Annotated in this window: 19 protein-coding genes; 9 read left to right on the plus strand and 10 right to left on the minus strand. The window is 61.0% G+C overall.

What is annotated here, in order from left to right:
- Nucleotides 1–17: 17 nt before the first annotated feature.
- Nucleotides 18–674 carry a polysaccharide lyase family 7 protein gene (locus J3Q04_RS10075; RefSeq protein WP_420765906.1) on the minus strand — a complete coding sequence of 219 codons (657 nt, stop codon included), beginning with the start codon at nt 672–674 and terminating at the stop codon, nt 18–20.
- 248 nt (nt 675–922) lie between these two features.
- Between J3Q04_RS10075 and J3Q04_RS10080 the strand changes: the two genes are divergently transcribed.
- Entirely contained in the window at nt 923–1258 is a 336-nt protein-coding gene (locus tag J3Q04_RS10080) for a hypothetical protein (RefSeq protein WP_420765907.1), read from the plus strand.
- A gap of 85 nt (nt 1259–1343) precedes the next feature.
- Here the strand turns inward: J3Q04_RS10080 and J3Q04_RS10085 are convergent, their stop codons facing one another.
- From J3Q04_RS10085 to J3Q04_RS10110, 6 genes are all read right to left on the minus strand, one after another.
- Nucleotides 1344–3107 carry an L-lactate permease gene (locus J3Q04_RS10085; protein WP_434559547.1) on the minus strand — a complete coding sequence of 588 codons (1764 nt, stop codon included), beginning with the start codon at nt 3105–3107 and terminating at the stop codon, nt 1344–1346.
- 161 nt (nt 3108–3268) lie between these two features.
- Complete coding sequence (locus J3Q04_RS10090; protein WP_434611567.1) at nt 3269–4105, minus strand: IS3 family transposase; 837 nt, start codon at nt 4103–4105, stop codon at nt 3269–3271.
- Entirely contained in the window at nt 4102–4404 is a 303-nt protein-coding gene (locus tag J3Q04_RS10095; RefSeq protein WP_014717988.1) for a transposase, read from the minus strand. The genes J3Q04_RS10090 and J3Q04_RS10095 overlap by 4 nt, the downstream gene beginning before the upstream one ends.
- 168 nt (nt 4405–4572) lie before the next feature.
- The gene (locus J3Q04_RS10100) at nt 4573–4908 is read right to left on the minus strand and encodes a DUF6124 family protein (RefSeq protein ID WP_434559545.1); all 336 of its coding nucleotides are present in this window, start codon (nt 4906–4908) and stop codon (nt 4573–4575) included.
- 418 nt (nt 4909–5326) lie between these two features.
- Entirely contained in the window at nt 5327–5707 is a 381-nt protein-coding gene (locus J3Q04_RS10105; RefSeq protein WP_420765910.1) for a RidA family protein, read from the minus strand.
- Nucleotides 5708–5821: 114 nt separating this feature from the next.
- Complete coding sequence (locus J3Q04_RS10110; RefSeq protein ID WP_434606493.1) at nt 5822–6505, minus strand: SOS response-associated peptidase family protein; 684 nt, start codon at nt 6503–6505, stop codon at nt 5822–5824.
- A gap of 295 nt (nt 6506–6800) precedes the next feature.
- On the opposite strand from J3Q04_RS10110, the gene J3Q04_RS10115 reads away from it, so the two are divergent.
- The 3 genes from J3Q04_RS10115 to J3Q04_RS10125 all read left to right on the plus strand — a co-directional run bounded on the left by J3Q04_RS10115 (nt 6801) and on the right by J3Q04_RS10125 (nt 9040).
- Nucleotides 6801–7976, plus strand: coding sequence for a hypothetical protein (locus J3Q04_RS10115; RefSeq protein WP_420765912.1), 1176 nt, complete (start codon nt 6801–6803; stop codon nt 7974–7976).
- Nucleotides 7973–8698, plus strand: a complete 726-nt coding sequence (locus J3Q04_RS10120) for a ferritin-like domain-containing protein (protein WP_420765913.1) — start codon at nt 7973–7975, stop codon at nt 8696–8698. Before J3Q04_RS10115 ends, J3Q04_RS10120 begins: the two co-directional genes overlap by 4 nt.
- A 75-nt stretch (nt 8699–8773) precedes the next feature.
- Entirely contained in the window at nt 8774–9040 is a 267-nt protein-coding gene (locus J3Q04_RS10125) for a hypothetical protein (RefSeq protein ID WP_420765914.1), read from the plus strand.
- A 204-nt stretch (nt 9041–9244) separates the two neighbouring features.
- Here J3Q04_RS10125 and galE read toward each other — a convergent pair whose 3' ends face one another.
- Entirely contained in the window at nt 9245–10291 is a 1047-nt protein-coding gene (galE, locus tag J3Q04_RS10130; RefSeq protein ID WP_420765915.1) for a UDP-glucose 4-epimerase GalE, read from the minus strand.
- A gap of 330 nt (nt 10292–10621) precedes the next feature.
- Here galE and J3Q04_RS10135 point away from each other — a divergent pair, with 330 nt between their 5' ends.
- The 4 genes from J3Q04_RS10135 (at nt 10622) to J3Q04_RS10150 (ending at nt 15881) form a co-directional block, all read left to right on the plus strand.
- Nucleotides 10622–11776 (plus strand): glycosyltransferase family 1 protein, encoded by a 1155-nt coding sequence (locus tag J3Q04_RS10135; protein WP_434606490.1) that lies wholly within the window; start codon nt 10622–10624, stop codon nt 11774–11776.
- Nucleotides 11764–12945: a UDP-galactopyranose mutase gene (gene glf, locus J3Q04_RS10140; RefSeq protein ID WP_434559535.1), complete on the plus strand. Its 1182-nt coding sequence runs from the start codon at nt 11764–11766 to the stop codon at nt 12943–12945. The genes J3Q04_RS10135 and glf overlap by 13 nt, the downstream gene beginning before the upstream one ends.
- Nucleotides 12946–13008: 63 nt before the next feature.
- Entirely contained in the window at nt 13009–14118 is a 1110-nt protein-coding gene (locus J3Q04_RS10145; RefSeq protein ID WP_420765929.1) for a beta-glucosidase, read from the plus strand.
- On the plus strand, nt 14115–15881 hold the full coding sequence (locus J3Q04_RS10150) for an ABC transporter ATP-binding protein (protein WP_434606487.1): 1767 nt from the start codon (nt 14115–14117) through the stop codon (nt 15879–15881). Before J3Q04_RS10145 ends, J3Q04_RS10150 begins: the two co-directional genes overlap by 4 nt.
- Before the next feature lie 589 nt (nt 15882–16470).
- On the opposite strand, the gene J3Q04_RS10155 is transcribed toward J3Q04_RS10150, so the two are convergent.
- Nucleotides 16471–17606 (minus strand): IS3 family transposase gene (locus J3Q04_RS10155; RefSeq protein ID WP_434627779.1). Its coding sequence is split into 2 segments (ribosomal slippage): nt 16471–17357 and nt 17357–17606, totalling 1137 coding nucleotides; the frame shifts between segments, so codons are not numbered across the junction.
- A 500-nt stretch (nt 17607–18106) separates the two neighbouring features.
- Nucleotides 18107–19009 (minus strand): LysR family transcriptional regulator, encoded by a 903-nt coding sequence (locus tag J3Q04_RS10160; protein WP_434606485.1) that lies wholly within the window; start codon nt 19007–19009, stop codon nt 18107–18109.
- Between the two features lie 100 nt (nt 19010–19109).
- Here J3Q04_RS10160 and J3Q04_RS10165 point away from each other — a divergent pair, with 100 nt between their 5' ends.
- Nucleotides 19110–19973 (plus strand): aldo/keto reductase family oxidoreductase, encoded by an 864-nt coding sequence (locus J3Q04_RS10165; protein WP_434606483.1) that lies wholly within the window; start codon nt 19110–19112, stop codon nt 19971–19973.
- Nucleotides 19974–20015 lie beyond the last annotated feature (42 nt).

Consider the following 20015-nt stretch of genomic DNA (forward strand, 5'->3'; position numbering starts at 1 on the left):
CAAGGGCAGAACGTCAGTCACTTGTGACTGACGCTCAGCTTGGTGTACGTCACTTTCCCGCCTTCGTTGGAGTAACCCTTGTTGTCCAGCGTGTAGACGCCGGCCTTGAAATAGAAGTCGTAGCCGTACCAGGACTTGTCGAGCTTCACCTTTTTGCCACTGTTGCCGATCAGCACCGAGAGCTGGCCTTGCTTGTCCATCTGCAGCGTATAGGAGAAGGACTTGTTCAACGGAACCTTGGGCACGGTGTAGATCACCGGGCTTTTCTTGTCCTTGGGCTTGACCCGGTATTCCACGTCAATGTTGCCGGTGCCCTTTGCATAGCGGTAAACCAGTTTCAACAACGGCGTCGGCGCATTCTTGGCGTGAATCTGCGCCACCACTACACGGCCTTCCGAAGGCACCTGGTTGACCGTCAATTCACCCTTGAGGGTGTTGACGCCACTGTTGTAGCGCCAGTTGCGGTGTTTCCCGTCCCGGCTGGTTTCCCGCAGTTCTGAGCGCGGGTAATCGCTGTTACCGGTATGAGAGCCGGTGACGGGGGCCCAGAAGACAATCCTCTGGCCGTTATTGTCGAAATACTTGTTTTTCAAACTCGGCATGGCTTTGGTCGCCACGACCTGCGCGGGCGTTTGCACCGGCAGGGTGACGCTCCAGACCGTCACGTCAATCATGATGAAACCCTCCAACGGGACCGGCCGCTATCTGGCGGCCGTCAAGACAAAAAACAGCCTTCCGTGGCGTAGTCTTGATGTTATCGACGAGGGCGTGTTTCGCTGGAGGCGTACCTGACGGATGGCTCTGTGATAAGCCCCTCAGGCCGAAAAACCGGGCAGGTTATCCTGTGTCATTTTGTTGCTGATCGGGTAGAGTACGCGCCGCCCGAGAGATGGATCCCGGGCGTTTTCCCATGGAGCGTCAAATGAACCACCTCAGCAAAGTTGTCGCCTGCGCACTGTTCGGCCTGGTCCTGGCGGGTTGCACCGGCACCCCGATGAAGACCCAGCAATACGACAGCAGCCAATACACCGTCGTCGGTCACAGTGAAGCCAAGGCCACCGGCCTGCTGCTGTTCGGCGTAATCCCGATTCGCCAGAACAACCGTTTCGTGCGCGCCCAGAACGCAGCGATCCAGGCCAAGGGCGGCGACGCCATGATCAACACCCAAGTCCAGGAAAACTGGTTCTGGGCCTGGGTCCTGACCGGTTACACCACTTCGGTTTCCGGTGATGTGGTCAAGCTGAAGAACGTTCAGTAAACCCAAGCGTTAAAGGTAGGCGAGCTTACCTGTGGCGAGGGGATGAATCCCCTCGCCACAATAGCCCCCGATCATGCCTCCTCTTTCAGCGTCCTCCCACCACCATGTGACTGAACGGCGCCACATACGCCTGCAATGTCACCAACCCGCCCACCAGAATCGCCAGTACCACCGAGTGGAAAAACACGTAGCGCAGGATTTCTCCTTCGTGGCCGTACCACCGTGTCGCGGTGGAAGCGACCACGATCGACTGGGCGTCGACCATCTTGCCCATCACCCCGCCTGAACTGTTCGCGGCAGCCATCAGCACCGGGCTGATCCCCAGCTGTTCCGCCGTGACCCGCTGCAGACCGCCGAACAGCACGTTGGAAGCGGTGTCCGAACCGGTCAGCGCCACGCCAAGCCAGCCCAGTAGGGTGCCGAACATCGGATAGAAGATGCCCGTCGCGGCGAACGCCAGGCCCATGGTGGCGTCCAGGCCCGAATAACGCGTGAGGAAACCCAACGCCAGCATCGCCACGATGGTGATCAGCGAATAGCGCACCACCCAGAGCGTTCGCAGGTATTGGCGCACCAGTTGCGGGATGGAATAACCCATCAGCAAGCCTCCCACGATTGCCGCCAGGAAGATGCCACTGCCGGTGGCGGTGAACCAGTTGAACTTGTAGACCGCTTCCTCGGTTTTAGGCTGGGGCACTACGGGCGGGACTTTTTCGATCTGTTGGTGGATGGTGCCGAAGGTCAACAGCGGCGAGAAGATCGGATTCGCCTCGCGCATCGGCTTGCCTTGGGGGTCGAGCCTGGCCGATTGCGTCTGCGGGTCGATGGCCGGGCGGGTGTCGAAAATGTTCTTGAAGCCCTGGGTGCCCCAGGCGAATACGAACACCGTGAGGATGATCCACGGCATCCAGGCGCGCAGCACGGCGGGTCGAGCGTCATTGGAAAACGCGGCGCTGGCCACTGGTGTTTGTTGTTCGCTGGCGTCAATCTTCGAGTCGTCGTGCCGGCCGGTCAGCGCCGCCGAGGTGTGAATCGTGGCCGGTTTCCAGATTTTGAGAAAACCGGCCAGGCAGGCCATGGATATCAGCGCGGCAATCACGTCCACCAGCATCGGCCCGTGGTAGTTCGACACCAGAAACTGCGGGATAGCGAAGCTGACACCGGCCACCAGGATTGCGGGCCATACTTCAAGCATCTTGCGCCAGCCGGCGAACGCCCAGATCAGCCAGAACGGTACGATCACCGAGAAGAACGGCAGCTGCCGGCCGACCATCATCGACAGCTCCATCTCATCCAGGCCGGTGACCTTGGCCAGTGTAATGATTGGGGTGCCCAGCGCGCCGAAGGCCACGGGAGCGGTGTTGGCGATCAATGCCAGGCCCGAAGCGGCCAGCGGCGAAAAGCCCAGCCCGATCAGGATCGCCCCGGTTACCGCCACCGGCGTGCCAAAACCCGCCGCGCCTTCGAAAAACGCGCCGAAACAAAAGGCGATCAACAGCAACTGCAAGCGGCGGTCATCGGTGATGCGCGCCAGGGAATCCTGCAGGACCTTGAACGAACCGTTCTCGGTGGTCAGTCGGTGCAGGAAGATAATGTTGAGCACGATCCAGCCGATGGGCAGCAGCCCGTTGGCCGCGCCATAAAGCGCCGCTGAACCGGCCATGTCGGCGGGCATGCCGAAGGCGAAAATCGCGATGAGCAACGCCGAGGCCAGGGCATACAGCGCCGCCAGGTGTGCCTTGACGTGAAAGAACGCCAGGGACGCCAGCATCACCACCACCGGGACCGCCGCCAGGAACGTCGACAGCACCGCATTACCGAAGGGATCGTAGACTTGTTGCCAGACCATGTTCCACCTCTGCTTTTTATTGTTGGAAGCGCAGGCCCCGGGGGGATTGGCAGAGAAGTATAGGCGGGGATCGGGGGACGGGATTGGAACCTGTTGGCCCCGCCTACCCATTGTGGGAGCGAGCTTGAACTGGTCAAGTAATCTTGGACACCGATTAAGGTTCACGCCGCCAACCTTTCCTTCGCGACCGGCGACCGGTAGTCGTTGTAGCTGTGAGGCCTGCTGATGTTGTAGCGCGAGACATAGCGCTGCACGTCTGCCCGGGCCTCATGTTCCAGTTTGTAGCCCGTTTCAGGAACCCACTCTGATTTCAAACTACCAAAGAAACGCTCCATGGGGGCGTTGTCCCAGCACTCGCCTTTACGGCTCATACTTTGCCTAAACCCGTGTTTCACAAGCTCGTTTCGGAATTTATGACTGGTGTACTGACAACCTTGGTCTGAATGAAACAACACATCCTGGGGGTGGCCGCGTAGCTCAACCGCCATGCGTAGCGCTTCGCAGGTCAGGTTGGCATCAGAAATCATCGAGAACGACCAACCCACGATCCTCCGAGCGTACAGATCCAGAACGGCGGCGAAGTACATCCACCGCTTGCCGACCTTGATGTAAGTCACGTCGCCACACCACACCTGGTTAACCGCCGTTACATCAAATTTTCGCTTGAGCACGTGCGGCGCCACCAATGCCTCAACGCCCGGCGACTTGTACTTATGGCGCCTGCGCTGACGACTAGCGATGCCAGCTTCGCGCATCAAACTGCGAGCCATATAACGTCCGATACGATGCCCTTTGGCTTTTAGCTCCTTGGACAAAGTACGTGCGCCGGCCGACTCTCTGGACGCCCTGTGGTGCCTGACCAGCGCGGCTTTGAGCTTGTCCCGTTCAGGATTTGCTCTGCCTTGGCGCTGGCGCCAGGCGTAGAAACTACTGCGGTTGATCCCAAACGCCCGGCAACACCTTTTAACGCCGTATTGCTCGTCCAGCTCATCGATCAGCGTGAATGATCTTTGGCGTCCAAAAGCAGGAGAGCACTGGCCTTTTTTAGGATTTCAATGTCCAGGTCTTTCTCCCTGAGTAGGGCTTTGAGCCTCTGGATTTCTCGCTGATCAGCAGTAATCGCCTTGGCCCCTACCGGGGTCGAACCCAGGCGTTCTTTTTGCACTTGATCGACCCAGCGGCGCAGAGCAGTGGGGCCGATATCTAGGCTGGCACAGACCTCGGTAACCGGCTGGCCTTCATCCAGCACCATGCTGGCAGCCTTGAGCTTGAACTCACTCGAATAAGATTTACGCATATCCAAACACCTCAGATTTGGGCGCTATCATAGCGCCCGATTGAAGTGTCCAAAATCATTAGGCCAGTTCAGCTTGCTCGCGATGGCGGTGGGTCAGTTGGAAGTAATGCTGACTGTGCCACCGCCATCGCGAGCGGGCTCGCTCCCACAGGGTTTCGGGGGAGGGGGCTATCGCGCTTCGACGTTTTCCAGCGCGCGGTTGGCGAGCATCGCGCCCAGTTCGATCAACTGCAGGATGCCCAGGGCAACGTGTCGTCGCGAGCCGTCCAGGTCGAACGCCAGGTCGTTGATCATGGCATCGGCCGAGGCGAGGGTTTCGCTGAGGTTGGCGAGCAGGGCTTCGGTGTCGATGCCTTCATTCACGGTGAACAGCCGGCCTGGGTCAGTTTTCGATTGGCTGGACTTGGGCTTGAGGTAGAAGTCGAGGGCGCGGTCGGCGGCTTCGTCTAAGTCTTTCGAGTCGGCTGGATCGGTGTCGGGAGGGTTGGGGGTTACTTTGAACATAGTGAAGTTCTCATGTGGAATTTAGAGAAGCTTTCGCCCTCGCTACCAAACGAAGGGTGGCGGCCATACGAAGGTTGGTAGACCGGTCCACATGAACACCGGCGCGCCCGAAGACGCCCTACGCATGGCCACCATTGATACAGATGCGCAAGGGCACCTCAAAAGTGAAGCTGTGCGTCATGTAGAAGCCGGGCTACCAAACCCGATCGCTGATGTTCAGCGACCGAGCAACAGTAAAGCCCGGCCCCAAGGCGCACAAGCCGGCGGATTCTGGCGTAGTTGTAGGTAAGGGCGCAAGGCGACGTAGCCCGAACCCGAAGGATCCTACAACCGAATAAACACAGCCCTCTGTAGGCTGAAAAGATGGGTTAACACAGAACCCGCCACAAAAGCACCTCGCTTGTTTGAGGTCTGCCGCTCAGCCCTTCGCCGCCATCGCCGTCACTTCCACCCGCATCCCTTCAACCGCCAACGCCGCCACGCCGACAGCCGCGCGCACGGGCCAGGGCTTAGCAAAAAAGCGTTTGTAGACTTCGTTGAAGGCCGCGCGGTCGGCCATGTCGGTGAGGTAGATGGTCAGGTGCAACACGCGGTCCATGGAACTGCCGGCGCGTTCCAACGCGGTCTTGAGTGCCTGCAACGTGCATTCGCTCTGCGCCGTGATATCGCCCAGTTCCAGGCTGCCGTCGGCGCGGGTGGGGATTTGCGTGGAAACCAGCAGGCCGCCGAAGCCGGCGACGTCCGAAGAGATGGAGTCCGTGTCCGGGTCGGGAGTGAACGTGATGTCTGGGTTCGCCATGGAAGTCTCTTGCTCGTAAAAGAAAAAAGGCCAGTCACTTCAAAGCGACTGGCCCGCCAGTTTAGCGCCGATTATCGAGCTGTCAGCGATTTCCGCAACTGGGTCGGATAACGGTCACCGGCGACCCTGGACCATCCGCTTGGCGGTCAGCACGTGCTCCAGTTGCGGTTCGTCGACGGCCACGTGTGCGGCCATGTGTCGTGCCTGTTCCCAATCCAGGTCAGGGCGCAACCACTGGAGGGCGTTTTCGCCAGTGAAGGCCAGCAGTCGCTGCTGTTGATTGGCTATGTCGCCATAAGTCACCAAGGCCAGCCCGTCGCAACCGTTGGGCGTTTCACTGGCCTGGGCCAGGGCGGCGAGAAAGATGGGCGACGACTGCCGCGAAGTCGTATAGCTCAGGCGGTTGGCCTGGGCGGGCGCGATGGTGTCCGAGGCGGCTTCATACCAGCCGTCCACCGCTACCAGGACGCGGCCGTCGCGCTTGATCCGGTCAAACACTTTGGAGCGCATCACCAGGTGCAAGGGCAGGTGGGTCAAGGGCGGCATCGTGCCCATCGACCAGACGGGCGACCACCCCCAGCGCACCTTGATGCTTTCCAGGCGCCCGCCACGGTTGCGGATGGCGCTGACCTGCATGTTCGGCTTGATCACGCTTTGTCGGTCATGAAGCGCGGGAGCCACCGCGGCGTGAAGGCTGTCGGCGGACAAGCTTGATTGGTTGGCGCCGAAGGGCTCGCGCTGGGCAAAGAACGCCAGGGAATCCTTGGAAGAAACAGGCTGAACGAAACATTCACACATCGCGAAAACTCCAGGCAGATTTGTACGACACCCCCCGCCGTGAAAGCCCTCGGACCGCTTCGTTTGCGGTGGGCTGCGGCGGTGTTATGTACCTCCGAGCCGGCGCGCCAGCCCTTGGTTCGAAAATCCTTGTCGCGACCTGATGAGCGGAAAATCAAGCGGCATTTCATCCACTTATGCGACCGCTCATCGTCTGCGTGGAGAGCTGCGCATTTCTCCAGGGTCGTTCGTTTTGTGCCCCAGCGCCGTTGCTTCGACGGTGCTTCGCGTGGCCTCTGATGAAGGAGATCGACCCATGACCAAAATCGATAATCTGCTGGATAACAAAGGGACGCCCCTCGACAAGCAGACCTTTACCTGGCGTGAGCTGGCCGGCAAACCGATCAGCAAACTGGACGACGATGCGTTCACCCGTGTGCGGGTGATATTGATGAACGGCGTCGAGTCCGACGCCCTGCGCCTCAAGCATTTCGGTGCGCGTTTCCACAAGGAGCTGCAACTGCCCCTGGCTCAGGTCAGGCGTGCCGAACACCATCAGATGACGGCCATCAACTGGTTGCTGTCGGCGGATCATTCCCCCCTGGAAACTACCGTGGCCTACGAACAGGTCGCCATCGAAGTCACCGCCGCGGTGGCCCAGAACGAGCCGGATCCTTACCAGGCGCAGACATACCGCTTCGGTTTGCTGGAAGATTTCGACCACCTCTACCGTTACGCCGCGATGCTTGATCGCCTGGAAGGCAAGGACGCCAATAACATCCTGCAAGGCTACACGGACATCGTGCCCGGCCGGCCCACCAGCGAGCACCACCGCGCCCCCGGCGATGACCTTCGAGACAACTATCAGAAGGACAGCGCCGCACTGATCACCAAAATCCATGCCGCGCTGATTACCGGCGCGGAATACCAGACCCACGATTACTACATGAACATCGGCCCGCTGTTCGCTGACCCGGTGGCACGGGCGTTGTACGCCGAGATTGCCTCGGTGGAGGAACAGCACGTCACCCAGTACGGCTCGCTGCAGGACCCCAGCGAATCCTTCATGGAGAAGTGGCTGGTGCATGAGGCGATGGAGGTCTACACCTACGCCAGTTGCGCCGAGCAGGAAGAAAACCCGCGCATCAAAGCGATGTGGGAACGCTTCCTCGACTACGAACTGGGCCACTTGAACCTGGCCTGCGAGTTGTTCAAGAAGCACGAACGGCGCGATCCCGCCGAAATCCTGGCCGGTCCGCTGCCACGCATGATTGCCTTCAAGAGCCAGCGCGATTTTGTCCGCGAGACGTTGTCCCGGGAAGTCGACCTGCGCGCCCATGGCATCGACTACGTGCCCAAGGAGCGCGAAGGGCATGCGTCCCTCGACTACCGCGCCCAGCTCAACAGCGAAGGCGTGCCCGCCAACATCGCCTCGGCCGGCTACACCTTCAAGCCCGGCTCCGAACTCAACCCAGTGGGAGAACAGCAATGAGCGAACGCCAAGTCACCATCGGCATGAATCGTACCGGCACCCAGATGTCTCCCGAGGACACGGCTCGCCAACTGGAAGCCACCCGACTGTTCCCGGCGGACGTGCCCGGCGACATCAGCGACTACACCGCCGAACGCGAGCGCGCCATTCGCGAGGCCGACCTGATAGGCTCGGTGCCGGCGCCAGGCTCGGTCAAAGGCATGGTCAAGACCGCGTTGGACAAGACCATCGGCAAGGCGCCGGAAGTGTTGCTGGACAAGCTCGGCGAACGCCTGGCCTTCGAGCGCACCGGCGTGAGGCTGTATGAGGCGATGGTCGCCAAGGCCACGTCCGCGCCCGGTGCCGACCCAGCATTGGTGGAAACCTTGCGTCAGATCCAGGCCGAGGAACTGGAGCACATGAACATTGTGCGCGAAGCCATCGAAACCCTCGGCGGCGACCCGACGGCCATGACGCCTTGCGCGGACGTGGCGGGCGTCAAGGCCATGGGCGTGCTGCAAGTATTGACTGACCCACGCACAACCGTCTCGCAATCGATGAGCGCGATCCTGACCATCGAACTGGAAGACAACGCGGCTTGGGAACTGCTGATCGAGCTGGCGCACAAGGGTGGTCATCCGCTGATCGCCAAGCGCTTCGGCCATGCGCTGGAACAGGAGGAAACGCACTTGGCCACGGTGCGCAACTTCATCAAGCAAGACCTGCTTGCGCAAGTGAGCTGAGCTTGCTTGTAACTGGCTCCACCCTGGTTGACCCGGGGTGGGCCGCTGGTTCGAACTTCAAAAGGACAACCGCCCGTGAGTGAAACCGACCTTGAGATGGAATTGAAAGCCTGGCGGCTTTTGCTCGAAGACGACGCGTATCGCCTGGACTTTCCCGAGGATTATCGCGACACGCTGATTCGGCGCGCCGATGAATTGGTGTTGCATCAATTTATCAGCCTGGAGGACTGGCAACTGCTCAAAGATGCGGCCGATCAGGCGTATCAGCAGACCGTGGAGATGCTTTCGAGGAACCAGCGCGATTGTTTGAATGTGAAGGGGATGCGGTTGCCTGGTGGCTGAATGCGAGGGCCTCGTCGCGAGCAGGCTCGCTCCCACACTCGTCCTTCAGCAGCAGCGCAACCGACGTCAACACTGCCCCCTGTGGGAGCGAGCCTGCTCGCGATGAGGCCGGTACATCCAGCATATACCTTCACTGAAACCCCGCCATCGTCGGATCGCCGCACGGAGCAGGCTCGCTCCCACATTGGATCTCCCCATTTGGATTCATCCCTGTTCAACACTCGGCCAGACCACCTCCTTGCGCTCGGCCCGAGGGAAGTTCAGGCACTGCCAGCGCCAGGCATCCTCCAGCATCCGCTCAAGCCCATGACGGGCGCTCCAGCCCAGTTGTTCGGCGGCCTTGCCAGGGTCGGCCCAGCACCGGGCGATATCGCCCGGGCGACGCGCCTCAAAGGCCAGCGGCACCGTCTCACCGGTCACGCGCTCGAACGCGCTGACCACCTCCAGCACCGAATAACCACGCCCAGTGCCCAGGTTCCAGATGTGTACACCGGTCTGCCCACGCAGAAACTCCAGCGCCCGCAGATGTCCCTCGGCCAGGTCTACCACATGGACATAATCCCTGATCCCCGTGCCGTCCGGCGTCGGGTAGTCGGAACCGAATATCCGCAGCACCTCCCGCTCACCGTTGGCTACCTGCAACAGGTACGGCAAAAGGTTGTTGGGCGTCTGCGTCGGCGTCTCTCCCAGTAGGCCGGAGCAATGGGCGCCGATGGGATTGAAATAGCGCAGCAGGCCGATGGACCAACGAGAGTCCGAATTCGCGGTGCAACGCATGACATGCTCGGCCATCAGCTTCGACTGGCCATAAGGGTTGGTCGGCTGTCCCGTTGGGCAGGTCTCGGCGATGGGCATCTGTGGGCAATCGCCATAGACCGTCGCCGATGAACTGAACACCAGGTTGAACACCCCGGCTTCGGCCATGGCCTGGCACAGCGTCACGCTGCCACTGACGTTGGTATCGAAATATCGCAGCGGCTCGCGCACGCTTTCGCCCACGGCCTTGAGCCCGGCGCAGTGAACGACGGCTTCGATGGGGTATTCCTTGAACACGTTATCCAGCGCCCGTCGGTTGCGCACGTCGGCATAGACAAAACCGGGCTCGCGTCCCGTCACGTCCGCAATGCGCTGCAGTGTCCCCCGGGAGCTGTTGCAGAGATTGTCCAGGATCAGCACCCCGTTGCCCTGGTTCATCAACTCGACCGCCACATGGGCACCTATGTAGCCCGCACCACCTGTTACCAGAATCATCACTCAATCCCTCTCGGTTGTCCCTGTCCTGATGTCTCATGGGCGAGACACTCGGCGTTGATCGGCGGTCTCGCTTCGGCAGTGGTGCGCGTGGGAGACATCAGCCTGTTCTGTTGAGTGTGGTGGTGTGCGTCAGGAGTTCAGAGCAGTTGACTGATCGGTGCGTGCAGTTTGTCGGCTGGCTTCAACAAGTTTTGGAACGGCTTTGGAACCGGTTTTCTCCAACGTCCACAAGGCCAAGCGCGAGGGGAGTCTTCAGGTCTTGTTTGCCAGGCGGCCAGCGCCAGATTCCGGTGGGCCCAGCATCGATCTCTAGAAAAGGAACGTCACATGAATCAACAAGAACAACTTCACCCCAAGCAGAGCGCCGCTTCCACCACGAGCCTGCGACCCACGCTGTTGTGCCTGTCACATTTGCGCTGGGGTTTCGTCTACCAACGGCCCCAGCACGTGATGTCGCGATTGGCCAGGGACTACGACGTTCTGTTCTTCGAGGAGCCGATTTTCGAAGGGCGGCAGACCGCGCACCTGGAACACTATGGGGTGGCCGAGGGCGTGACGGTGCTGGTGCCCAGGCTTCCGGAAGGGCTGGATGAAGCTCAGGTGATCGATGCCCAGCGCGAGCTGCTGGACGCCTGGCTGGCGCAACACTGGCCGAGTGAGCTGATGCTCTGGTACCTCACGCCCATGAGCCAGGTCTTCACCGATCACCTGGAGGCTAACGTGGTGATTTTCGATTGCATGGACGAGCTCTCGGCCTTCAAGTTCGCCCCGCCCGCGCTGGTGGAAATGGAGCGGCGGTTGATGGCAAAGGCCAACGTGGTGTTCACCGGCGGCTACAGCCTGTGGGAGGCCAAACGCCAGCACCATGACAACGTCCACGCCATGCCCAGCAGCGTTGATGTAGCGCACTTTGCCGCGGCCCGACAGCCGATTCCGGACCCGGCGGACCAGGCCGCGATTGCTCATCCGCGGCTGGGGTTCTTCGGGGTCATCGACGAGCGTTTCGATATCGACCTGGTGAGGGAACTGGCTACCCAACGCCCCGAGTGGCAGATCGTGCTGATCGGGCCAGTGGTCAAGATCGATCCGGCTACATTGCCGCGCTCGCCTAATATTCATTATCTGGGCGCCAAGCAATATGAGGAGTTGCCCGCTTACCTGGCGGGTTGGGACGTAGCGTTGATGCCGTTCGCCCTGAACGAATCCACGCGCTTCATCAGCCCCACCAAGACGCCCGAATACCTGGCGGGCGGTTGCCCGGTGGTATCCACGCCGATCCGTGATGTCGTCAAAGGCTACGGCGGCAGTGGCGTCGTTGCCATTGCTGATTCACCCCAGGCATTCATCGAGGCGATCCAGGCCGCGCTGGACCTGCGCACCCAGCCAGGCGTGATTGCGCAGTACGCCGATAAAGCCCTGGACGGCATGTCCTGGGACAAGACGTGCGCAATGATGAAGGAGCAGATCGAATGCCAACGATAACCCTCGAGACCCTGGACAACTCACTCGATGCCACGCCGTACGACTACCTGATCGTCGGCGCCGGTTTTGCCGGCAGCGTACTGGCCGAGCGACTGGCCGATGGGTTGGGCAAGCGCGTCCTGCTGATCGATCGTCGCGATCACATTGGCGGCAACGCCTACGACCATCTGGATGAGGCGGGGGTGCTGGTCCATCGCTACGGCCCGCATATCTTCCACACCAACGCCCAGCGCATTATCGATTACCTGTCGCGGTTCACCGAATGGCGGCCCTATGAACATCGGGTCCTGGCCCAGGTCGACGGCCACCAGGTGCCGATTCCGATTAACCTGACCACCCTCAACACGCTGTTCGGCTTGTCCATGGATGAAGCCCAGGCCGAGGCGTTCCTGGCGCAGCGGGCGGAGCCGGTCGAGACGATCCGTACCTCCGAGGACGTGGTCATCAACCAGATCGGTCAGGAGTTGTACGAGAAATTCTTTCGCGGCTACACCCGCAAACAATGGGGCCTGGACCCTTCGCAGCTGGACAAATCGGTGACCTCGCGAGTGCCGACACGCACCAACACGGACGATCGGTATTTCACCGACCAGTTCCAGATGATGCCCTTGCACGGCTACACGCGAATGTTCGAGCGCATGCTCGACCATCCGAACATCGATGTGCTGCTGTCCACCGATTTCAAGGCTGTGCGCCAGCGCATTCCACATCGCGAACTGGTCTATTGCGGGCCCATCGATGAGTACTTCGACCACTGCTTCGGTCGGCTGCCGTACCGCTCGTTGCGTTTCCAGCACGAAACCATGGATCAGGAGCAGTTTCAGCCGGTGGCGGTGGTCAATTACCCGGACGAGGCCGTGCCCTACACGCGTATCACCGAGTACAAGCACCTCACCGGCCAGCAACACCCGCGCACCAGCGTGACCTACGAATTTCCCTGCTCCGACGGTGACCCGTACTACCCGGTTCCGCGTCCGGAGAATGCCGAGTTGTACAAGCGGTACAAGGCGTTGGCCGATGAAACGCCGGGGGTGACTTTTCTCGGGCGGCTGGGCACCTACAAGTACTACAACATGGATCAGGTGGTAGGGCAGGCGCTCGCGTTGTACCAGCGTATCGCCGAGCAAGAGGGTGTTCAGGCGAAGGCCCACGAGGTCGAGCCAGGTTGATGCCTGGCTCCGCCTTTGCGTACAGGAGACCGCAACGTGCAGGACAGGATCTTCAGCAGTTTCATGATGGCCGGCTACGAGTGCTCCACCCAGCGCCGCGCCGATGGGCGCCGATTGGACATGCTCGCGGCGACTCGCCACGACCGCTGGGCAGGCGAGGATTATCGCCAGCTCGCCAGGTTGGGCATCCGTTGCGCCAGGGATGGCCTGCGCTGGCATCTGATCGAGCAGCAACCGGGCCGTTACGACTGGAGCAGCTTCCTGCCGATGCTGCGCGCCGCCCGGCGTTGCGATGTGCAAGTGGTATGGGACTTGTGTCATTACGGCTATCCCGACGACCTGGACATCTGGCGCCCCGCTTTCGTGGAGCGGTTTGCCCGCTTCTGCGCCGCCGTGGCGCGGTTGATGCGCGAGGAGGGGATCGAGGTCCCGTTCTACTCGCCGATCAACGAGATTTCTTTCTGGAGCTGGGCCGGCGGCGACGTCGGTTATTTCAACCCAGGCGCGCAGCGTCGGGGTACTGAACTCAAGCATCAGTTGGTGCGCGCAAGCATCGCGGCCATCGAAGCGATTCGAGAGGTCACGCCCGGTGCGCGGTTCGTCCAGTGCGATCCACTGATCAACGTACTGTCCTCGACTCGGCGAGCCGAGGACATCGAGGCCGCCGAGGCGTATCGACAATCCCAGTTCGAGGCCTGGGACCTGCTGACCGGCAGAAGCTGGCCGGGGCTGGGCGGACGAGAGGAGTACCTGGATATCGTCGGGGTGAACTTCTATCCCCATAACCAGTGGTTCCTCCATGGCAATCGGATCGAGCCGGGCAGCCCCGAATATCGCCCATTGGTGGGCATGCTCAGCGAGGTCCACCAGCGCTACCGCAGGCCGATGCTACTGTCGGAAACCGGTGCCGAAGACACCGCCCGTGTTCCATGGTTGAACTACATCGGCGAGCAACTGGCGCTGGCCATCGAGCGGAAAATTCCGATGGAGGGAATGTGTTGGTATCCGTTTCTCGATTACCCGGGCTGGGACGATGACCGCTACTGTCCCACCGGTGTGTTCGGTTATGCCGACAATGAGGGAAGCCGTGCGTCCTTCCATCCACTGCTGGTGGCGATCACCGCGTTGCAGGCGCGCTTCGCCTCACCCGTGGCGACGGCACAAGTGCCATGAACAGCCAGCAACCCCATGGGCTGCCGTTGCCCAATACGGCGATCGCTTTTCTCTGGCGCTACGTCACCCTCAGGCCGTGGCATTTCGCGACCTTGTTTTTGCTGATTATCGGCGCCGCGAGCTGCGCCGTGGCGGTGCAGTTCGGTATGAAGCTGTTGGTGGACGCGATGGCCCAGGGCAGGGAGGCCGCCGGGCATGTGTGGCTGCCGTTCACGGTGTTCATTGCCTTGATCGTGATTGAAAACGTGTTCTGGCGCTCCGGTGGCTACCTGGGTTGTCGGACGGTGGTCGCCAGTTGCGCGGACCTGCGCATCGACCTGTTCAATCACCTGACGGGCCATCCGATGCGCTATTTCTCCCAGCATTTTGCCGGGGCCCTGGCCAATCGGATTTCCTCGGCGGGCGCCGCGGCTGGGTCCATCTACGGTGGGCTGGCCTGGAAAATCATCCCGCCTTGCGTCGATTTCATCGGGGCCGTGGTGGTGTTGTTCACCGTGCGACTTTCCATGGGCATCGCGTTGATTGGCGCCGTGGTCGTGGTGGCAACCTTGATCACAGTGATGGGCCTGCGAGGCCGCAGTCGCCACATCGACTTCGCGTCCCAGGCCGCGCGCGTCGGCGGCGAGCTGGTGGACCAGGTTTCCAACGTCTGGACGATCAAGGCTTTCTCCGCCCGGCATCGGGAACGGCGTCGACTGGAGCAAGCGATAGGTGTCGAGGCCAAGGCTCAACGCCGCAGTTGGATCTACCTTGAAAAAGCCCGAGTCCTGCATGACATCTGCCTGTCGATCATGGCCGGCGGCATGCTCGGCTGGTCGATCCTGTTGTGGCAGGACGGGCAGATCACCCCGGGCGATGTGGTGATGGTCAGTGCATTGTCGTTTCGCATCCTGCACGGCTCGCGGGACCTGGCCCTGGCTTTGGTGGATACTTCGCAGCAAATGGGCGTGATCGCCGAGACCCTGCGCATCATCGTCCAGCCGCACGCCCTCAGCGACACCCCGGCAGAACTGGCGCCGGGGCGCGGCAACATTCGCTTTATCGACGTCAGCTACAGCTACGCCGACGGTCGGGGTGCGATCAAGCACCTGTTCCTCGATATTCCCGCCGGACAGAAAGTCGGCATTGTCGGCCCTTCGGGGGCGGGCAAGTCGACGCTGGTCAGTCTGGTCCAGCGCCTTGACGATGTGCGCAGCGGGGTGATCCTGATCGATGACCGGGACGTGCGCTCGGTCAGCCAGGACAGCCTGCGCAGACAGATCGCCGTGGTGCCCCAGGAACCGGCGCTGTTCAATCGCACCATCTACGAGAACATCGCCTATGGTCAGCCCGATGCCACCGAGAAACAGGTGATCGACGCGGCCCGCCATGCCTATTGCGAAGAGTTCATCCGTGGCCTGCCGGACGGGTTCAATACCCTGGTGGGTGAGCGCGGCGTGATGCTGTCGGGCGGTCAGCGCCAGCGCCTGGGGTTGGCGCGGGCGTTCCTGAAAAACGCGCCGATCCTGATCCTCGATGAAGCCACCTCGGCCCTGGACACGGAATCGGAAGCCAAGGTGCAAATGGCCCTGGACGACCTGATGCGCGGCCGCACCGTACTGGCAGTGGCCCATCGGTTGTCGACGGTAGCAAGGTTCGATCGGATCCTGGTGCTGCAGGCCGGAAGAATCGTCCAGGACGGCGCGCCCGATGAACTGCGCCAACGCGCAGGGCCGTTCCAAACGCTGTGGCAGGCCCAGGGGATGGAGTTGGGCAAGCGCTAGCGCCTCAAATGTGCCACCGCAGGGCAGTGTTGCTTGTTGAATTTAGCCACACCGCAGGACCTATTGTGGGAGCGAGCTTGCTCGCGATAGCGGTGGTTCAGCTTGCAGAGATGTTGGATGTGCCACCGCCATCGCGAGCAGGCTCGCTCCCACAGGGGGGTAGTGTTGTTTGTTGAATTTGGCCACACCGCAGGGCTTTTTGTGGGAGCGAGCCCTGCTCGCGATAGCGGTGGTTCAGCTTGCAGAGATGTTGGATGTGCGGCCGCCATCGCGAGCAAGCTCGCTCCCACAGGGGGGCAGTGTTGTTTGTTGAATTTGGCCACACCGCAGAACCTATTGTGGGAGCGAGCCCTGCTCGCGATAGCGGTGGTTCAGCTTGCAGAGATGTTGGATGTGCCGCCGCCATCGCGAGCAAGCTCGCTCCCACAGGGGGCAGTGTTGTTTGTTGAATTTGGCCACACCGCAGGACCTATTGTGGGAGCGAGCCCTGCTCGCGATAGCGGTGGTTCAGCTTGCAGAGATGTTGGATGTGCCACCGCCATCGCGAGCAAGCTGAACTGGTCAAGTAATCTTGGACACCGATTAAGGTTCACGCCGCCAACCTTTCCTTCGCGACCGGCGACCGGTAGTCGTTGTAGCTGTGAGGCCTGCTGATGTTGTAGCGCGAGACATAGCGCTGCACGTCTGCCCGGGCCTCATGTTCCAGTTTGTAGCCCGTTTCAGGAACCCACTCTGATTTCAAACTACCAAAGAAACGCTCCATGGGGGCGTTGTCCCAGCACTCGCCTTTACGGCTCATACTTTGCCTAAACCCGTGTTTCACAAGCTCGTTTCGGAATTTATGACTGGTGTACTGACAACCTTGGTCTGAATGAAACAACACATCCTGGGGGTGGCCGCGTAGCTCAACCGCCATGCGTAGCGCTTCGCAGGTCAGGTTGGCATCAGAAATCATCGAGAACGACCAACCCACGATCCTCCGAGCGTACAGATCCAGAACGGCGGCGAAGTACATCCACCGCTTGCCGACCTTGATGTAAGTCACGTCGCCACACCACACCTGGTTAACCGCCGTTACATCAAATTTTCGCTTGAGCACGTGCGGCGCCACCAATGCCTCAACGCCCGGCGACTTGTACTTATGGCGCCTGCGCTGACGACTAGCGATGCCAGCTTCGCGCATCAAACTGCGAGCCATATAACGTCCGATACGATGCCCTTTGGCTTTTAGCTCCTTGGACAAAGTACGTGCGCCGGCCGACTCTCTGGACGCCCTGTGGTGCCTGACCAGCGCGGCTTTGAGCTTGTCCCGTTCAGGATTTGCTCTGCCTTGGCGCTGGCGCCAGGCGTAGAAACTACTGCGGTTGATCCCAAACGCCCGGCAACACCTTTTAACGCCGTATTGCTCGTCCAGCTCATCGATCAGCGTGAATGATCTTTGGCGTCCAAAAGCAGGAGAGCACTGGCCTTTTTTAGGATTTCAATGTCCAGGTCTTTCTCCCTGAGTAGGGCTTTGAGCCTCTGGATTTCTCGCTGATCAGCAGTAATCGCCTTGGCCCCTACCGGGGTCGAACCCAGGCGTTCTTTTTGCACTTGATCGACCCAGCGGCGCAGAGCAGTGGGGCCGATATCTAGGCTGGCACAGACCTCGGTAACCGGCTGGCCTTCATCCAGCACCATGCTGGCAGCCTTGAGCTTGAACTCACTCGAATAAGATTTACGCATATCCAAACACCTCAGATTTGGGCGCTATCATAGCGCCCGATTGAAGTGTCCAAAATCATTAGGCCAGTTCAAGCTCGCTCCCACAGGGGGCAGTGTTGTTTGTTGAATTTGGCCACACCGCAGGACCTATTGTGGGAGCGAGCCCTGCTCGCGATAGCGGTGGTTCAGCTTGCAGAGATGTTGGATGTGCCACCGCCATCGCGAGCAGGCTCGCTCCCACAGGGGGGCAGTGTTGTTTATTGGATGCGGGCACGGCGCAGGGCTTTTTGTGGTAGCGAGCCCTGCTCGCGATAGCGGTGGTTCAGCTTGCAGAGATGTTGGATGTGCCGCCGCCATCGCGAGCAGGCTCGCTCCCACAGGGGGGCAGTGTTGTTTGTTGAATTTGGCCACACCGCAGGACCTATTGTGGGAGCGAGCCCTGCTCGCGATAGCGGTGGTTCAGCTTGTGGAGATGTTGGATGTACTGCGGCCATCGCGAGCAGGCTCGTTCCCAAAGCGGATTAGTCGCGGTTCTGATTGACAAAGTCCACGAACGCCCGCAGCGGCGAGGGTAGGTAGCGGCGGCCGGGGTAGTAGAGGAACGGCCCGGTGAAATGCTGCCACCAGGGTTCGAGTACCGGTTCGAGCAGGCCGCTGTCCAGGTGTGGCCGCAGCCAGTCCTCGAACAAATGAACGATGCCCATCCCATCCACCGCCGCCTGCACCGCCAGGTCCATGGCGCCGCCGATGCGCACGATCAACGGGCCGTTCGGCTCGACGCTGATGGTTTCCCCGTCCCGTTCGTACTCCCAGAGCGGTAGGGCCCCGCTGGGAAACTTGCCGGCCAGGCAGGCGTGCCGCAGCAGGTCCCGCGGGTGCTCGGGTCGGCCACGGGCGTCGAGGTATGCCGGTGAGGCGGCGGTGGCGAAGCGCTGCAAGCGTGGGCCGATGGGAATGGCGATCATGTCCTGCTCAAGGCGTTCGTCGTAGCGAATGCCGGCGTCACACCCGGCCGCGAGCATGTCGACGAAACTTTCCTCGGTGACCACTTCGAGGCGGATGTCAGGGTAGCTTTTGAGGAACGGCGCGATGATCGCAGGCAGCACCAGCCGGGCGGCGCTGACCGGTACGTTCAGCCTGAGGGTGCCCGAGGGACGATCACGAAAATCGTTGACCACGTCCAGCGCGGATTCCACCTCGCCCAAGGCCGGCACGATGCGTTCCATCAGGCGCGCGCCGGCCTCGGTCGGCACCACGCTACGGGTGGTGCGGTTGAGCAGGCGCACGCCGAGCCGGCTTTCGATGCGTCGCACGGCATCGCTGAGGCTGGAGGCGGATTTGCCGCTGATCCGCGCGCCTTCACGAAACCCGCCCGCGTTCACCACCGCCACGAAGGACAGCAAGTCCTGGATATTTGTCGCCATTGTTCTCTCCACCGTACAGCCCGTTCGGATTGCACCTGATTATCAGCGGAGTGGTCAACGCCTATAGTCGGCCCAGGCACATTTAATCAAGGGGTACGAGATGAGCAGGGCAGACACCGCAGGGACTTTTCAACTGGGTGATCGTACGGTCAAGCGCATGGGCTACGGCGCGATGCAACTGGCAGGCCCCCAGGTTTTCGGGCCATCCAAGGATCCGGCGGCGGCCATCGCCGTGCTGCGCGAAGCGGTGGCGGCGGGCGTCAACCATATCGACACCGCTGACTTCTACGGGCCCCATGTCACCAACCGGCTGATCCGTGAAGCGCTCCATCCTTACGCCGACGAGCTGGTCATCGTGACCAAGGTTGGCGCCGTCCGGGGTACGGATGCGTCATGGAACCCGGCCCACAGCCCGGCCGAGCTGACTCGCGCTGTCCATGACAACCTGCGCAACCTTGGCGTGGATGTGTTGGAGGTGGTCAACCTGCGCGCCTGGGGCAATTTGCATTCGCCAGCCGATGACGACATCGAGGAACAGTTCTCGACGCTGGCCGAGTTGCAGCATCAGGGCCTGATCCGCCATCTGGGCTTGAGCAACGTCACCGCGTCCCAGGTCAAGCAGGCCCAGGGCATTGCGAAGGTGGTCTGCGTGCAGAATCACTACAACCTGACCCATCGCGTCGACGAACAACTGATTGTAGAGCTGGGCAAGCAAGGCATCGCCTACGTGCCGTTCTTCCCACTGGGTGGGTTTACGCCGCTGCAATCGCAAACCCTGTCGGATGTCGCCGCGCGCCTGGACGCTTCACCGCTGGGCGTCGCGTTGGCCTGGCTGCTGCAACGTGCGCCGAATATGTTGCTGATTCCCGGTACGTCATCCGTGGCGCACCTGCAGGAAAACCTCTCGGCAAGTGAGCTGCGAATTCCCGCGCAGATGCTGGCCGAGCTTGACGCCATGCTGTAGCGACAGGCGCCGCGCGGCGGTGTGCCTGGTGCCTGAAAAATC

The organism is Pseudomonas sp. D4-21 (assembly GCF_051132125.1).
In the GTDB taxonomy this organism is placed as follows: Bacteria; Pseudomonadota; Gammaproteobacteria; order Pseudomonadales; family Pseudomonadaceae; genus Aquipseudomonas.

Bases quoted from the DNA above. Each gene is read 5' to 3' on its own strand.
- J3Q04_RS10075 (WP_420765906.1), bottom strand. From the start codon at position 674: ATGATTGACGTGACGGTCTGGAGCGTCACCCTGCCGGTGCAAACGCCC.
- J3Q04_RS10080 (WP_420765907.1), top strand. From the start codon at position 923: ATGAACCACCTCAGCAAAGTTGTCGCCTGCGCACTGTTCGGCCTGGTC.
- J3Q04_RS10085 (WP_434559547.1), bottom strand. From the start codon at position 3,107: ATGGTCTGGCAACAAGTCTACGATCCCTTCGGTAATGCGGTGCTGTCG.
- J3Q04_RS10095 (WP_014717988.1), bottom strand. From the start codon at position 4,404: ATGCGTAAATCTTATTCGAGTGAGTTCAAGCTCAAGGCTGCCAGCATG.
- J3Q04_RS10100 (WP_434559545.1), bottom strand. From the start codon at position 4,908: ATGTTCAAAGTAACCCCCAACCCTCCCGACACCGATCCAGCCGACTCG.
- J3Q04_RS10105 (WP_420765910.1), bottom strand. From the start codon at position 5,707: ATGGCGAACCCAGACATCACGTTCACTCCCGACCCGGACACGGACTCC.
- J3Q04_RS10110 (WP_434606493.1), bottom strand. From the start codon at position 6,505: ATGTGTGAATGTTTCGTTCAGCCTGTTTCTTCCAAGGATTCCCTGGCG.
- J3Q04_RS10115 (WP_420765912.1), top strand. From the start codon at position 6,801: ATGACCAAAATCGATAATCTGCTGGATAACAAAGGGACGCCCCTCGAC.
- J3Q04_RS10120 (WP_420765913.1), top strand. From the start codon at position 7,973: ATGAGCGAACGCCAAGTCACCATCGGCATGAATCGTACCGGCACCCAG.
- galE (WP_420765915.1), bottom strand. From the start codon at position 10,291: ATGATTCTGGTAACAGGTGGTGCGGGCTACATAGGTGCCCATGTGGCG.
- J3Q04_RS10135 (WP_434606490.1), top strand. From the start codon at position 10,622: ATGAATCAACAAGAACAACTTCACCCCAAGCAGAGCGCCGCTTCCACC.
- glf (WP_434559535.1), top strand. From the start codon at position 11,764: ATGCCAACGATAACCCTCGAGACCCTGGACAACTCACTCGATGCCACG.
- J3Q04_RS10145 (WP_420765929.1), top strand. From the start codon at position 13,009: ATGATGGCCGGCTACGAGTGCTCCACCCAGCGCCGCGCCGATGGGCGC.
- J3Q04_RS10150 (WP_434606487.1), top strand. From the start codon at position 14,115: ATGAACAGCCAGCAACCCCATGGGCTGCCGTTGCCCAATACGGCGATC.
- J3Q04_RS10160 (WP_434606485.1), bottom strand. From the start codon at position 19,009: ATGGCGACAAATATCCAGGACTTGCTGTCCTTCGTGGCGGTGGTGAAC.
- J3Q04_RS10165 (WP_434606483.1), top strand. From the start codon at position 19,110: ATGAGCAGGGCAGACACCGCAGGGACTTTTCAACTGGGTGATCGTACG.